Here is a 14,748-nt window from a genome sequence, read left to right on the forward strand (position 1 = left end):
CTAAATCAGGCATCGCTTCAGCCTGTCTCATAAACCGATGCAAGCGTCTTGGAGGCTTGAAAATGGCTTGGAATCCTGGGCAAAAGTTGCAAAACGGCAAATATACTATCGAAAAAGTGCTAGGGCAAGGTGGTTTTGGGATTACCTATCTGGTGAAGAACAAAAGGGGTAATCTACTGGTAGTTAAAACCCTCAATAGTTGGGTGCAACGCTGGTGCGACTTTGCCAAACTTCAGCAGGATTTCCTGAATGAGGCGCTGCGACTGTCCAAATTTAATCATCCTCATATCGTGAAAATTGATGAGGTGGTTCAAGAGGCTGGGTTGTGGTGCATTGTGATGGAATATATCGATGGGGAAAGTCTAGCTTCTCACGTTTGGAATCAAGGGATTTTGCCAGAAACCGAAGCGTTACGGTACATTCAACAGATTGGTGATGCGCTGACGGTTGTTCATGAGCGTGGTTTACTACACCGGGATGTTAAGCCGCTAAATATCATGTTGCGAAAGGGTAAGACTGAAGCTGTGCTGATAGACTTTGGCATCGCCCGCGAGTTTACCCCAAATCTGACGCAGACACAGACGGAATTTTGCTCTAGTGGCTTTGCGCCAATTGAGCAGTATGATTGGCGGGGGAAAAGGGGTGCTTACACCGATGTTTATTCTTTGGCGGCGACGCTGTATACTTTGTTAACTGCACAAGTGCCGCTACCTTCACCAATGAGAGCTTATGGAATGCGACTGGAGCCACCCAAGCAGATAAATTCGCTTCTGAGCGATCGCATAAATCGCGCTATTCTCAAAGGTATGGCATTAAAGCCAGAGGAGCGATCGCAGTCGGTACAGGAATGGCTGGGATTGTTGGGCATTGGCGCACCAAGAATTGCCAACGGCAGTCCCCTGCGAGAGTGGCAAGAGCGATTGCGTAAAGCGCAGGAAGATAAATTAAAAGATAATGGTGATTGGCGGGAGCGATTTCGGAAAGCGCAGGAAGATAACTTAAAAGATAATGATGATTGGCGTGAGAAATGGCGAAAAGCCTGTGAAAAGTGATGCACTCTTCATGGGTTATGCAAGCATAATCATGAATTGGTTTGCATTTGAGTGCAAGCTGAGTGGGAGTTTTTCGTTTCCGTAAGGAACGAGAAAAGATGCGATCGCATCTCTTATCTGGGGAACCTAGAGCGATCGCTCTTGCGTCAAATCTGAATATGGTTGGTACTGCTGATTTATATCCTTTCAGCATTTTCTGGGGTAGAAACAGCAGCTTTTTATGGCTAAATACGTGTTGATATAAAAATAGTAAAAAAATATGGTGAAAAGGTTTCACCGCATAATTTTGATGAATGCGTGTATAGCTGCCAGTTTTCTTCTGGCTAAACCAACACACGCATCGCCGTTCTCGGCACCATTGCCAGAATTATTTCTCAGCATCGAGCCTTCTAATGTACCTGCTCGGATTTTAGAAACTGTACCACCTGGGTTAAGACTTGAGCCGAGCCTAGAGGAATTTGACTTCGATATATGTAAAGATATTCCCTTGGGTGTTGGCATACCAGGATTTCAACCAGGAGTACATAATAGCGTTGTCCAAAACATTCTAGGCGCTCCTAGCGGAAATCTCCGAGGCTACTGGCCCAATACTCGTGCCATATTCTATCAATTAGTACCAGACGAAGTTAGCCTGGGTTTTCTACTTGACAAAGTTTCAGGAATGGTACGTCAAACTGAGGCAGCTTTCGCCCAAGAGGTAGACCATCAGGTGATGTTGGTGACATTGAATAGTATGTTGGGTTGCCAAATCAACGATCAAATCAAGCAGGGGTTACAACAAGTAAAGCTGCGTAAGTCTCGCAAGTATTCTTTTTCTGTTAAATCCCTTAAAGGTGTGATTGAGAGAGATAGGAGCGATCGCGTTTACATTGGAATTTGGCAGGCAGGATTACACTGAAAATGGGGATTGGGGATTGGGGATTGGGGATTGGGAATTGGGGAAAAAGTCTTACCTAGTCCCTAGTCCCCAGTCCCCATCACCCTATTACACAAATTATGATTTCAGAACGCTTTACCGAAGCCCTAACCTTTACTACTCGTCTGCACGCGAACCAAACTCGCAAAGGTTCAGGTGTGCCATATATTGCTCATTTACTTGGAGTTGCCAGTATTGTGCTAGAGCATGGTGGTAATGAAGAGGAAGCGATCGCATACAAAAATGCGCCCGCTGATGTAGACTCCTCGTTTTTCCCGAATACCAATCCCATAGGATTCGGTAATTTCCTGCGGTAGAGCCATAATTTTTTATACAAAATATCTCGCCTGGAGATTCTTGTGAATCCTCAAATAGGAGAAAAAAGTGGCGCGTTTAGATAAATGCCTAAGTAATTACTACTAAAACTTTAATTTTTTGAAGATTTTAGGGAAATTTCAAGTTATTAAATGTAAGGATAGCTATTTCTAGTGAAAAATACGTATTACTTTGGAGCGAATTTGCAACCTTGCATATCTATCACTTAGGAGCGAAGCAGACTCTTAGAGTGAATACATAGGCTTAAAGGCAAGACGCAGCCCTATGGGCTGGATTGTCAGTGCTTATTGATTGGAGGGAAGAAATATGTCTGATCGCGATAATGAACAATACACTGGAACCGCAGACGAACACTATAACCTGATCAGCGTACTATACCACGCTCTAGAGGGTGCCAGCACCTACGAAATCTACGTCCAAGACGCTGAGGAAGCTGGAGATGATGAACTGATAGAGTTTTTCCAACAACTGCAAGACGAAGAGTACCAACGCGCTGAACGAGCCAAAGAATTGCTGGCGAAGCGGATTGCAGCACCGCAGCCTGTAGGTAGATAGTTATTGATTGAGATAGCTGCACCTGACGGTGTGGCTCAAACTTGCTGAGAGGGGATAATGCTTCTTTTAGGAAAAAATCCTTTCTTTGGGCGAGTGAGTGTGCAAAGCGTGAAAGCGGAAATTAGTTAAGAAATATCAAGCGATCGCACTCACAAATAAAGTATAAAAATTCGTTTTTGCCCTTTGTTTGAGACGCAATAAGTTGGTGTCTCTAGACAACTCCCCCTCAGCCCTCAGTCTGATTTTTGTAGGAGGTTGCAAGTGAATTACAACCAATTTATTAAACAGGTTCAGAGTGTTGCTCAGCTAAACTATAGCCAGGAAGAGGAACGTGCCACTCGTGCCACACTGGAATTGAGAGAACGTATCGTGGGAGACGAGGCAAAAAATTTGGCTTCACAGCTGCCAGTGGAGTTAAAAGATTGTTTGCACGGACGAGAAGGTCAAAACGGTCAATACTTTTCTTTAAAAGAGTTTTATCAGCGTGTCGGTGAAAGAGAAGGTGTAAGTTATACCAACGCTGCAATTCATGCGCGAGCAGTATTTACCGTGTTGCAAGCAGCTGTAACACCTGGTGAACTTGAAGATATCCGCCCTAATTTTTCGGACGATTACCAGGAGGTATTCGTATAATGCAAAGAATAAAAAGTTCTAATTGAAAGTTAGGTAAAATTGGAACTTTTCCTTGTTTTGTTTCTGGGAATTACCCAAAATTTCTCAAGATAAATAAAGATATTGGAGGAAAAAGCATGACAGTTAGCAATAATAACACTACCAAGAAAAAAGTAGCCATCCTCATCGAAAACGGTGTGGAAGATTCTGAGTTTCAAGTGCCTTACAAAGCGCTACAAATGGCGGGAATGGAAGTGGTTGTACTCGGTTCTCGGATGAACGAGAACTATATGGGTAAACAAGGCAAATTGTCAATGAAACCGGATGGAACGACAACAGAAGCGATCGCGCTTGATTTCGATGCTGTGATTATCCCCGGTGGCATGGCTCCCGACACAATGCGGACAAACCCGAATACAGTCCGCTTCGTACAAGACGCAATGGAAGCCGGAAAACTGGTGGCTGCCGTTTGTCACGGGCCGCAAGTTTTAATTGAAGGCGACTTGCTGAAAGGTAAACAAGCTACTGGTTTCTTTTCCATCCGCAAAGACATAATCAATGCGGGCGCAAATTATGTAGATGAACCAGTGGTAATTGATGGCAACTTAATTACTTCTCGTCAACCTGGAGATTTGCCAATTTTCACCACAGCAATTCTCAGCCGTCTTGGTTACGGTGGTAAAGAAGCGGCTTTACCAAATGAGAACGATATAACTGCGGAATGGTGGAAACTAGCCGATTCTTGGGGTGGCTCTACAAAAGGCGATATTGTTAAAGGTTTGAATACAGCTTTGACGGGTGAGCGTTATTCGCAAGAAACATTTGAGCAGTATGCGGAAAAAACTTCAGATCCGGAGTTGCGCTCGCTTCTGCAAGACATGATTCAAAATAAGCAGGGTCACATCCAGATGCTGGAATCTCGCATCAAAGAACTGGGCGAAAACCTCTCGATCCCGGCGCAAGCTGCTGATAAATATGCGAAATTGAAAACTTCCCTCCAAGGTAGTGACGATATCGATTTGTTGCGTCGGACAATGGGCGATCTCCAAACTGGTGTTGTGGATGTCAATAACCTGCGGGTGAAATTTACCGATCCAGTTACAACCGCAATTTTGACGCAGATTGAAGTGGAACTTTCAAAGTATGAGCAGTGTTTAGCATCCCTCTATAAAGCACGCATGGCAAGTGGAGAAGTGATGCCTGCCAAGCCGACAAGCGCTCCTGCTGTCAAGATGTAAGCTTGGAGTTTGTAGGGTGGATAATACCTACCCTACAACCCTAATTTTTAGTATTTTTTTCTCCTTTTCAAGGGGATGTTTGAGGGGATATTTTCTAGGTACTTAGCGTTTTACTCCCTCCAACCCCCTTTTCAAAGGGGGGTAAGAAAAAGAGAAACAAGGGGACTAGGTAAGATTCTTCCCAATCCCCAATCCCCACTTTTCTATTACCAATTGAGGAAATTAAGAAATGGCATCAAGTCAAGATATCGTACCCAGTAATCAGCCGGAAGATAGTGGCAGTAGCAATGTGTCAGATGTCGAACGTTGGGGTTCGCTAATTAGCGGCGGCGCAATGGTGCTAATGGGTTTAAGGAAACGTTCTCTGAGGGGAGCCTTGATGGCGATCGCAGGCGGAAGTTTAGTTTATCACGGCGCAAAAGCAGATAAAAGCATTCAAGACACCATACAGGAAAAAGCGGGCATGAGTGACAGCATTAAAGTTGAAAAAACTGTAACCATAAACAAACCAGCAGACGAACTTTATCGCTTTTGGCATAACTTTGAGAACCTGCCAAACTTTATGAAGCATCTCAAGTCTGTGACAGTTTACAATGAGACGCGATCGCACTGGATAGCTAATGCACCCCTCGGCGCAAGTGTGGAGTGGGATGCAGACATAATTAACGAGAAAGAAAACGAGTTTATTGCGTGGGCTTCTGCTGAAGACGCAGATATTGATAACTCTGGGTTTGTTCGTTTTACCCCTGCACCAAACAATCGCGGTACAGAAGTAAAAGTCGTCATTGAGTATAACCCGCCCGGTGGTGCAGTTGGGGCAGCGATCACTAAACTTTTCGGTGAAGCACCACAACAGCAAATCGGAGACGATCTCCACCGCTTCAAAATGCTCATGGAAGCTGGCGAAATTGCCACCACAGAAGGTCAACCTTCCGGAAGAAGTTAAGAATTTTATCCTATGGGATTCTTAAAAAAGGGCAACTGAATTATTGCCTTCAAACTTTAAAACTCGTAATGGAGAAACCAAATGAATCAAACAATTAAGCGACTACAGAATATTGGCTTACGCCTGGTTACAGTTTTTCTGGCAGCGATCGCATTTTTAGTCATTCCGGCTTTTAGCAACAGCGTGTCGGTGCAAGCGCAAGCAGCAGAAACCCGCTTTGATCCCGCCGATCCTTACGCAATCGACAGCGAAACGATTGAGAAAGTCAAAGACATGGCTGAAGACCATGTAGGCGACAGAGGAAGTATTGGCAATACTGGCTTGAAGAACATCAAAAAGCTAGGAGAAAATATTTCCGAAACAACTGACGTTATCCGCAGCCAAAGGTTTGATAACGATCGAGGCGCTGATATGGGCGATCCTCGTGTTGTTGAAGACAAAAATTACGAGGGAATATCCGTAACTAAAGATCGCGCACCCAGGTAATTTGACTTCTACAACACTGGTTGTGAAATTAACTGAGAACTGACCTAATACACTTCATTTAGGGCTAAAAAGCTAAAGCCCTCGTAGGTTGGGTCTTTGGAGTAAACCTCAATCGTGAGCAGCATTTGTTGAGGTTCCCATAGAATTCAACCCAACCTACAATTATCCCTTAAGTGAACTGTATTCAGAGCTGACAGAAGACGCTTCGGTTAGACAATCAGAAGAAAGAAACCGGATTTCAAGGTAATAAATGGGCAACTGAGTTATCAGGAAAACTAAGAAACCGGATTTCTTCCTTAAAAGTGCTGAGTGTTTCGGCTAAGGGTGCTGAGTAGTTAGAAGCAGATCGAAACGTTTGCACAATCCAAAATCTCAAATCCAAATAAGATATGAAAGCTGTTTGTTGGCACGGTGCAAATGATGTGCGGGTCGAAAACGTACCCGATCCGAAAATTCTCAACCCACGCGATGCCATCCTCAAAATTACATCAGCAACCATCTGCGGTTCTGACTTGCACATTTACGATGGCTACATCCCGACGATGAAACAGGGTGACATTCTAGGTCACGAATTTATGGGGGAAGTCGTCGAAATTGGCAGTCAAGTCAAAACCTTGAAAAAAGGCGATCGCGTAGTCGTCTCTTCCATCATCGGCTGCGGTCAATGCAACTATTGCAATCAGCAAAAGTGGTCATTGTGCGACAACTCTAACCCCAACGCTTGGATGCAAGAGAAAGTATTCGGCTTTGGCACATCCGGAATCTTCGGCTACTCCCACTTATTCGGCGGCTACGCAGGTGCCTTTGCTGAATACGTGCGCGTTCCCTTCGCCGATCATGGCGCAGTCAAAGTTCCTCAAGACATTCCCGATGAAAAAATCCTGCCCATCTCCGACGCTTTTCCCACAGGCTACATGGGTGCAGAATTCTGCAACATTCAGCCCGGAGATATTGTAGCAATCTGGGGTTGCGGCCCGGTTGGATTATTCGCCATGCGAAGCGCCTATATGCTTGGTGCCGAGAGAGTTATCGCCATCGACCGCGTTCCCGAACGCCTCCAAATGGCTAGAGACTTCGGCAAAGCCGAGACTATCAACTACGAGGAAGTTGATGCTGGCGAAGCACTTAAAGAAATGACTGGAGGACGCGGCCCGGACTCCTGTCTTGATGCTGTGGGACTAGAAGCACACGGCATGGGTCTTGAGGGATTCTTCGACGAAGCCAAACAGTCAGTACGCCTGGAAACCGACCGCCCCTCAGTGCTGCGGCAAATGATGGTGGCTTGTCGCAAAGGCGGCACCCTGTCAATTATGGGCGTTTATAGTGGCTTTGTGGACAAAATGCCGATGGGTGCAGCCTTTAACAAAGGCTTGACCTTCAGAATGGGGCAAATGTTCGGTCAGAAGTATATGCCGATGTTGTTGGATCGAGTTATGAATGGCGAAATCGATCCATCTGCCGTATTTACCCATCGCTTACCTCTTGAAGAAACGAAGCAAGGCTTTGAAATTTTCAAGCACAAAAAAGACAACTGTATCAAAGTGCTGCTAAAGCCTTGAAATAGCTAAGAGTAATCCACAATTAGCACTTAGTCATTAGCAGCATTCACATTATCAAATGGAGTTTTTTCGATGAACAAAGTAATTTCTTTTCTGCAAAATGTTCGCCTGCGCCAGATTGTAAGTGCTTTTCTGCTTGCAGTAGCACTTTTGGTTGGCAGCGCTTTCGGCTACGGCAACCAAATTCAAGCGCAAGCTAATTCCACTACATTGACACCAGAGGCTGATTCTTACAAAGTTAAAGGTGCTGATAGTTCGCTACGTACTGACATTGGAAATGCCACCAGCCAGGCTGAAGATACGGGCAACAGCATAGTTGATAAAATTGAAGATGTTGCTGAAAATATCAAAGAGAAACTGAATCTTGACGAACCGCTTCCCCCCAGCACCAAGAAGTTTATCAATCAAGTTGAAGACGCTACCGGAGTAGGTGAAGGCGTACAGGAAGGTATCAATGATGCTGCTAATAACGTTACCAGCAGCCAACCTTATTACAAGTAATTCGCAGTAATTAGCCAGAACTATAGCAATCCTAATCGATTTTTAAAATCTTCTTTTTCTCTTGGCTTGGTGTAATAACTGCTTAGGCGCAAAGGCACGAGAGACAAGAAAGCATTCTAAAAATCATTTAGGGCTGCTATATCTAGCTAATAACTAATAACTAATGATTTAAGGAGAAAAGTTTAATGAAAGCAGTTTGCTGGCATGGTGCAAATGATGTGCGGGTGGATACAGTACCCGATCCAAAAATTCTCAACCCACGTGATGCAATTATTAAAATTACATCTACAGCGATTTGCGGTTCCGATTTACACCTTTACGACGGCTACATCCCTACGATGCAGGCTGGAGATATTCTCGGTCACGAGTTCATGGGGGAAGTCGTTGAACTTGGGAGTGCGGTAAAAAATGTGAAAGTAGGCGATCGCGTAGTCGTCCCCTTCACTATCGCCTGCGGCAGCTGCTTCTTCTGCAACCGGGACTTGTGGTCTTTGTGTGACAACTCTAACCCCAACGCTTGGATGGCAGAACAAATGATGGGTCACTCCCCATCAGGACTCTTCGGCTACTCCCACTTATTCGGCGGCTACGCTGGAGGTCAGGCAGAATATGCGCGGGTGCCATTTGCCGATGTCGGCTTGTTCAAAATTCCCGACGGCTTGACCGACGATCAGGTGCTGTTCCTCACTGACATCTTCCCCACCGGATACATGGCGGCGGAAAATTGCAATATTCAACCCGGTGATACTGTAGCCGTCTGGGGTTGCGGCCCTGTAGGACAGTTTGCCATCAAAAGTGCCTTTATGCTAGGTGCAGAGCGCGTCATCGCTATTGACCGCATTCCCGAACGCCTACAAATGGCGAAAGAGCAATGCGGGGCGGAAGTTCTCAACTATGAAGAAATTGAGGTTGGCGACGCACTTAAAGAAATGACAGGCGGACGCGGGCCAGATTCTTGTCTGGATGCAGTTGGGATGGAGGCTCACGGTACAGGGCCTATGGCATTATACGACCAGGTAAAGCAAGCTGTGCGTCTGGAAACCGACCGACCCACCGCCCTGCGCCAAGTAATGCTTGCTTGCAGCAAAGGCGGCCATGTATCGCTGGCGGGTGTTTACGGTGGCTTCCTTGATAAAATCCCAATGGGTGCAGCTTTTAACAAAGGCTTGACGTTTAAAATGGGGCAAACCCATGTCCATAGATACTTAAAGCCGTTGCTGGAACGTGTGCAGAACGGCGACATTGATCCGTCTTTCGTAATCACACATCGTTTGCCCTTAGATGAAGCAAAGCACGGCTACGAGATTTTTAAGCATAAAAAAGACAATTGCATCAAGGTTGTACTAAAACCGTGAGGTGAGAGGGTGGATATCGACCAAGGCATAAAGCTTGAAAAAAAGGTGATGCTCGAAAAATCGCTCCTTGAAATTTATCGCTTTATCGAAGAACTAGAACAGCAAGCAAAAGCCAATCAGCAAAAGTTTAAAGAAGCGATACAAGCAGCCGAAATTCTCACTACTGGAAGTCAATCAGGGATTAAGTAAGCTGCTAATATCCTTTACTTTGCACGTTGGGGCGGGCATTTTGTCCTCTCCACAATATTTTTTTTATTTGGTTCAGGCTGTAAAGCTGATGGTGGCGATTTACACCGCCCAATTTGGCAAAAAATCAAACTTTAAATAAGGAGCAACGAAACATGAGCGATACAACTGTAATGAAAGTAGACTCTACTAATTCCCCTAAAGGTGAGATGGGACAAAAATATCTCGCATCAGGCAAAACTGTCTCAATGCGCCTTTGGGAAGATGAGCAACCAGATGAACCCAAAGAACCAGCCGCACGCGATTATGAAACTGTCGGCTACGTCATTAAAGGTCGGGCTGAGTTGCACCTTGAGAGTCAGATGGTGTTACTTGAATCGGGCGATTCTTGGGTAGTTCCCAAAGGTACATCCCACACCTACCGGATTCTCGAACCCTTTACAGCAGTTGAAGCAACCAGTCCACCCGCTCAAGTTCACGGACGCGACGAGAATTAAGCCGACGCTTGTATATAAGCTCACTTGAAAAATTAACCATAAAAAACCCGGTTTCTTCCAGAAGACGGGTTTTTTATGGTCATTGAGAATTTAGTCTTTAGTATAGTTAAATATTTAAATAATTCAACAATAAATATATAGATATTGATGAAAAAAATAAAAAAATATTAGTTTAAAGTAGTCTTCCTACAGGCTGATGTACAGCGATAAAATCGATAGTTAACTAAAAGCATAAAGGACACAATTTTTGAGTTTCGAGCGATGACATATCTTGGGAAATGACTAATTTGTAACCTTAGATATTGTCCTAACGCTCAGTTTAACTAGGGAGATTTGAATGTTTTATCACAAGAAGCAACTACAGTATTTCAAACCACCGGAAAAGCCGGATGCACTTTACGCAAAGAAGATCCAAGAACTCATCGGCGGCACCTTTGGCGAGATGACCGTGATGATGCAATATCTGTTTCAGGGTTGGAACTGCCGAGGGCCTGCTAAGTACCGCGATTTGCTGCTTGACACCGGTACCGAGGAAATCGGTCACGTAGAGATGCTAGCTACAATGATCGCCCACCTGTTAGATAAAGCGCCTCTATCAGTCCAAGAAGAAGGTGCCGCAGATCGGTTAGTGGGTGCGGTTATGGGCGGTAGTAACGTCCGCGATGAGATTATGGCGGCGGCGATGAATCCACAACACTCCATTGTTTCCGGTTTAGGTGCATTGCCCTCTGACAGCGTTGGTTTCCCTTGGAACGGTCGCTTTATCGTTTCCAGCGGCAACCTGTTGGCAGATTTCCGCTCAAATCTTCATGCGGAGTCACAGGGACGCTTGCAGGCGGTACGGATGTATGAAATGTCAGACGATCCGGGCGTAAAAGATACGCTCTCGTTTATGATCGCTCGCGATACGATGCACCAAAATCAGTGGATAGCGGCAATTAAGGATCTCGAAGAGTCTGGACTTGAAACTTCACCTGTTCCAAGTTCCTTCCCTCTGGAATTGGAGAAGCGGGAATATGCCTATCAGTTCTGGAGCCACTCTGACGGCACCGAAAGTGCTGAAGGACGCTGGGCGAAGGGTGAATCGATGGACGGCAAAGGGCAGTTTGAGTACATTGCGAATCCGCAACCGTTAGGGCCAGAACCTACACCTCCACCCGCTGAACCTAAGTTGCACGGGACACCAGGTTTTGAAAAGGCAAAACACACATAGATGAGACTTGAGAATTAGCGATTAGCTTGTCAGAGTGTCAGCTAATTCTCAACACAAATCTAACGAATGTTATCGATGCTAAGAGTTCCTAACACACCTGTATTTTTGCAGGTGTGTATTTTTTTTTGTCAGGTGATTTCCTTGCTGAGTTGCTAGGCGATCGCTCTAAACAGAAAAACGAGCAAAAAGCGCGATCGCATTGTGAATACTCTTAGCTGATGGCTTCCTCCCGTGTGGTATAGGATTAGGCGCAAAGACAGCATACTGTCACGGGTGCTACTTAGGATATAAGCAGAGAGGGGGACGTAAGTTTATCCTAAATTTTGCTTTCCTTAAAATGGATGGGTATTTAGGAGAAATTTTTAAATGAAAGAAAATTCGATTACTCGAAAGCATCTTGTTTATAGTCTGCTGACGGGACTGCTGATCGGCGCGATCGCTGGTACACCGATAGGCTGGGTTACTCATCGCGCCTATGCTGAGCAACGTTTCGCTAAGAATTTAATTTGCCGAGAGCAAAATAGAAATCAGCCTGAAGCTGTTGTTCAATCTATCTGCGGCTCAAGATTCTAAAGTTTTCTAATAATCATTGTCCTCGTATGCGATCGCGCCCTTTTTAATTGCAGCCGATAAGGATGCGATCGCCGTACAGGTTATTTTGGCAGAATTGGATTTTTCGAGAGGATGCGATCGCTCCCAGTATCGACGACTTGCACTCTTCAAACTTACCATTCCGCTGTCACTAAGAATTCATATAATTCTTTTTTTGAATTTCTTTTTCTTAAGACTTCACTTTCCACGTTTTTAAAACCGCATTGCCTCATTATGCTCATGTAAATCTCTTCTACTGGAACAAGAGTATCGTAAAACTTAGAATTGCCAACAATATAGAAAATTTTTGCCCCTTTAACAAGAACATAGCTTAGGCTCTCTATGTGGGTTACTATATCCACAAAATATTTATGAACGTAGTTAGCCAGGATAGGGCTTTGCTTATTAATATCTTGAATTACACCTTTGAAGTTTTCATGTTGAATTTGTGTATCTCCAGGTTCCCATTGGGCTAGACGGCTAGTTGCTATTCCCCAAGTTCCGCCAATTGCTTGCCAATCTAAATCACCTGCCTCACGCGCATTCTTAAGAAAACCTAGCCAATACATATAAGGCCTTACTTCACGTATATAACTCATCCGGTTTGGATAGGGAGGTGAGGTAATCACGCAATCATAATTTCTACAATTGTTTATGTGAATGTAACGAGAGTCACTATTTTGTACAGAAACACTTCCTAAAAGATGTTGCTTTGCAGAATTAATAGTCTGCTCACAGTAACTTACGAAACTATTAATAATTACGAACTTTTCATTTATTTTGTTAAAATTGACATTTTCTTTTTTGAAAGACATAGATTGATGATTAAAGGCAGCATTTGACCACTCTATCGTTGTTCTACAAAAAGCAATAAGCAGTAGATTTAAAGCTAAACTATCTCCTACATCCTTACGCTGACTTTGTAACGCCTCAAAAAGACTTGCTAGTATCTTTAGCCTTTCTGATGACCACCAACGTTCAATATAATTAATGGGTGGAATCCAGAGATTATCAGATTGCTCATTTTGGGATGCTTGTTCCGCTACAGCATCAGCTATTTCAATAGCTGCGTTTAATTCAGATGGGCTGTAATGATGTACTTTTGATTGTGATAGCCAAGCTAGAAATGGGTTAATTTCTATTAGATTGCAATTAATTCCCCTCTCAGCACAGACTAACCCTGTTGTTCCACTACCAGAAAAAGGATCGAGGACAAGTTGTGGTTTTCCAACATATTCGAGGACATTTTGAACTACCTTGACTGAATAGGCTGGAGTTAAACGTATCCAACCGTGTCGCCCTTGCTTAAGATTGTCCTTGAAAGTTAGATCAGCCCTTTGAGAAATCATTCAATTTATTGCAGTAAAGCCGTTAGAACTGATTCTACCTCTTGCTTCAACCTAACGGAATGGCGTTGGAAGAAATTTGCTAAGTCATAACCTAGCACTTGGTGACAAAACTCGTATGTAGAGCTGGTTGTTGAACCATTAGTTGTACCCCGAAGTACTAACCAGCGCGATTTTATATAACGATCGGCAACGCTACTATCTATCTGGTTTGAAAGAAGTAGTATTACTGGCAAATATCCTTCAGAGTAAGCTGCTGCTGCATTGGCAATATCAGCATTCTGTCGCTTTGAGTCTTTACTTTTATACCCTTGTCGGATTTCAAAAACAGCTCCTTTGAAGACTGGTATCATATCTTCTGATATGTTGACTGCTCTACAGGCATTGCGAACCCAATTAGTAACTATTGGACGGCGATCAAGCTGCGTTTCAGCTATTGGGATGCAGCAGTCGAGAGATAAAGTTTGTGTCTTTCCCTCTATTTTTTTGATTTCATAAGACCAGATTGATTGCTCTGCTGTCAGATTAAGACTATCCATGACAATGCGTTGAATCAGTCTTTGACAACCTATCCCAACTTGTCGGTACACTGATGTCATGCCGCCAGCAGCTTTATGAGCAGTGAACATTAGAGGAGAATCTAAGCCTAACCATGAATAAAAGGGATCAGCTTGGTATAAGCTTTGAAATTCAGATAATGTTAATCCTGCACTACCCCCAAATTTTGGTATGTAATTTTTACAAGCCGAAATTGGATCTATAACAATTCTGATGTATTCTTCGTCTTGCGCTTGCTCTGAAACAGAGGTCATATATCTGTGTCTCCAACTCTGTTTGTAGTAGCTATATAATTCAGCTTTTCAACTTCCAAATTCCTTGTTTCTCAACAACGTGTAGTGATTATGCCATGAAACTTTATATATACCATCAGTTGCGATCGCGCCCTTTTTTCTTACACTAAACAACAAAGCGATCGCATTCTCCCTTTCACCACTACAATTCGATCGCCTAATCCTCTTGTGAGTGCGATCGCTGCGTTATCAACGAGTTAGGCAAATCGTCCAAACTCTTGTTAACTGCGCTACAAAAAGCCTTCATTTGGTAAACCGTCATCGTCGGTTCTGCCAATCCCCGTTCCCAGCGGCGAATGGTTGAAACTGACACACCCATCAGTCTTACCAAGTCCTCTTGAGACAGTCCAGCGGCCAAACGCAGTTTTTTAAACGGAGAATCAGTCTCCTCTGGTTGACTTTTCTTTGGTCTTGCCATTACCATGATAAAACCGCCTAAATTAAGCGGTTTATTTAAGCGCCAGTTTAAACAGAACAACAGGCAGACAGCCTAAAAAGGCATCGTTTG

19 protein-coding genes and 1 pseudogene are annotated in these 14,748 nt (G+C 44.1%); 16 read left to right on the forward strand and 4 right to left on the reverse strand.

Translation table 11 applies throughout. The features are described from left to right. Positions 1–62: 62 nt before the first annotated feature. The 16 genes and pseudogenes from H6F74_RS23900 (at position 63) to H6F74_RS23975 (ending at position 12,025) form a co-directional block, all read left to right on the forward strand. On the forward strand, positions 63–1,052 hold the full coding sequence (locus H6F74_RS23900; protein WP_190444636.1) for a serine/threonine-protein kinase: 990 nt from the start codon (positions 63–65) through the stop codon (positions 1,050–1,052). Between the two features lie 62 nt (positions 1,053–1,114). After that, complete coding sequence (locus tag H6F74_RS23905) at positions 1,115–1,291, forward strand: hypothetical protein (RefSeq protein WP_190444637.1); 177 nt, start codon at positions 1,115–1,117, stop codon at positions 1,289–1,291. Between the two features lie 20 nt (positions 1,292–1,311). Continuing rightward, positions 1,312–1,950 (forward strand): hypothetical protein, encoded by a 639-nt coding sequence (locus H6F74_RS23910; RefSeq protein WP_199301579.1) that lies wholly within the window; start codon positions 1,312–1,314, stop codon positions 1,948–1,950. A 98-nt stretch (positions 1,951–2,048) separates the two neighbouring features. Further along, positions 2,049–2,204: pseudogene (locus H6F74_RS23915) on the forward strand (HD domain-containing protein); the annotation flags it as partial. A 406-nt stretch (positions 2,205–2,610) separates the two neighbouring features. Continuing rightward, entirely contained in the window at positions 2,611–2,859 is a 249-nt protein-coding gene (locus H6F74_RS23920; protein WP_190444638.1) for a hypothetical protein, read from the forward strand. 261 nt (positions 2,860–3,120) lie between these two features. Further along, positions 3,121–3,492 (forward strand): DUF2267 domain-containing protein, encoded by a 372-nt coding sequence (locus H6F74_RS23925; RefSeq protein ID WP_190444639.1) that lies wholly within the window; start codon positions 3,121–3,123, stop codon positions 3,490–3,492. Positions 3,493–3,608: 116 nt separating this feature from the next. After that, positions 3,609–4,709 (forward strand): DJ-1/PfpI/YhbO family deglycase/protease, encoded by a 1,101-nt coding sequence (locus H6F74_RS23930; protein WP_190444640.1) that lies wholly within the window; start codon positions 3,609–3,611, stop codon positions 4,707–4,709. Between the two features lie 229 nt (positions 4,710–4,938). Beyond that, a complete protein-coding gene (locus H6F74_RS23935) occupies positions 4,939–5,655 on the forward strand; it encodes an SRPBCC family protein (RefSeq protein WP_190444641.1) in 717 nt (238 codons plus the stop codon). An 81-nt stretch (positions 5,656–5,736) separates the two neighbouring features. Beyond that, positions 5,737–6,141, forward strand: a complete 405-nt coding sequence (locus tag H6F74_RS23940) for a hypothetical protein (RefSeq protein WP_190444642.1) — start codon at positions 5,737–5,739, stop codon at positions 6,139–6,141. A 389-nt stretch (positions 6,142–6,530) separates the two neighbouring features. Then, positions 6,531–7,700: a zinc-dependent alcohol dehydrogenase gene (locus tag H6F74_RS23945; protein ID WP_190444643.1), complete on the forward strand. Its 1,170-nt coding sequence runs from the start codon at positions 6,531–6,533 to the stop codon at positions 7,698–7,700. 72 nt (positions 7,701–7,772) lie between these two features. Then, positions 7,773–8,201, forward strand: a complete 429-nt coding sequence (locus H6F74_RS23950; protein WP_190444644.1) for a hypothetical protein — start codon at positions 7,773–7,775, stop codon at positions 8,199–8,201. 185 nt (positions 8,202–8,386) lie between these two features. Then, on the forward strand, positions 8,387–9,556 hold the full coding sequence (locus H6F74_RS23955) for a zinc-dependent alcohol dehydrogenase (protein ID WP_190444645.1): 1,170 nt from the start codon (positions 8,387–8,389) through the stop codon (positions 9,554–9,556). Between the two features lie 9 nt (positions 9,557–9,565). Next, a complete protein-coding gene (locus H6F74_RS23960) occupies positions 9,566–9,745 on the forward strand; it encodes a hypothetical protein (protein ID WP_190444646.1) in 180 nt (59 codons plus the stop codon). A gap of 152 nt (positions 9,746–9,897) precedes the next feature. Further along, a complete protein-coding gene (locus tag H6F74_RS23965; RefSeq protein ID WP_190444647.1) occupies positions 9,898–10,239 on the forward strand; it encodes a cupin domain-containing protein in 342 nt (113 codons plus the stop codon). A gap of 337 nt (positions 10,240–10,576) precedes the next feature. Continuing rightward, complete coding sequence (locus H6F74_RS23970) at positions 10,577–11,452, forward strand: manganese catalase family protein (RefSeq protein ID WP_190444648.1); 876 nt, start codon at positions 10,577–10,579, stop codon at positions 11,450–11,452. Positions 11,453–11,818: 366 nt separating this feature from the next. Beyond that, the gene (locus H6F74_RS23975) at positions 11,819–12,025 is read left to right on the forward strand and encodes a hypothetical protein (RefSeq protein ID WP_190444649.1); all 207 of its coding nucleotides are present in this window, start codon (positions 11,819–11,821) and stop codon (positions 12,023–12,025) included. 6 nt (positions 12,026–12,031) lie between these two features. Here H6F74_RS23975 and H6F74_RS23980 read toward each other — a convergent pair whose 3' ends face one another. The 4 genes from H6F74_RS23980 to H6F74_RS23995 form a co-directional block, all read right to left on the reverse strand. Continuing rightward, positions 12,032–12,184, reverse strand: coding sequence for a hypothetical protein (locus tag H6F74_RS23980; protein WP_190444650.1), 153 nt, complete (start codon positions 12,182–12,184; stop codon positions 12,032–12,034). Then, the gene (locus H6F74_RS23985) at positions 12,178–13,392 is read right to left on the reverse strand and encodes a DNA methyltransferase (RefSeq protein ID WP_190444651.1); all 1,215 of its coding nucleotides are present in this window, start codon (positions 13,390–13,392) and stop codon (positions 12,178–12,180) included. Before H6F74_RS23985 ends, H6F74_RS23980 begins: the two co-directional genes overlap by 7 nt. A 5-nt stretch (positions 13,393–13,397) precedes the next feature. Then, on the reverse strand, positions 13,398–14,201 hold the full coding sequence (locus H6F74_RS23990; protein ID WP_190444652.1) for a hypothetical protein: 804 nt from the start codon (positions 14,199–14,201) through the stop codon (positions 13,398–13,400). Between the two features lie 196 nt (positions 14,202–14,397). Further along, positions 14,398–14,658, reverse strand: coding sequence for a helix-turn-helix transcriptional regulator (locus tag H6F74_RS23995; protein WP_190444653.1), 261 nt, complete (start codon positions 14,656–14,658; stop codon positions 14,398–14,400). Positions 14,659–14,748 lie beyond the last annotated feature (90 nt).

Source organism: Trichocoleus sp. FACHB-90 (genome assembly GCF_014695505.1).
Taxonomy (GTDB): Bacteria; Cyanobacteriota; Cyanobacteriia; order Cyanobacteriales; family FACHB-T130; genus Funiculus; species Funiculus sociatus.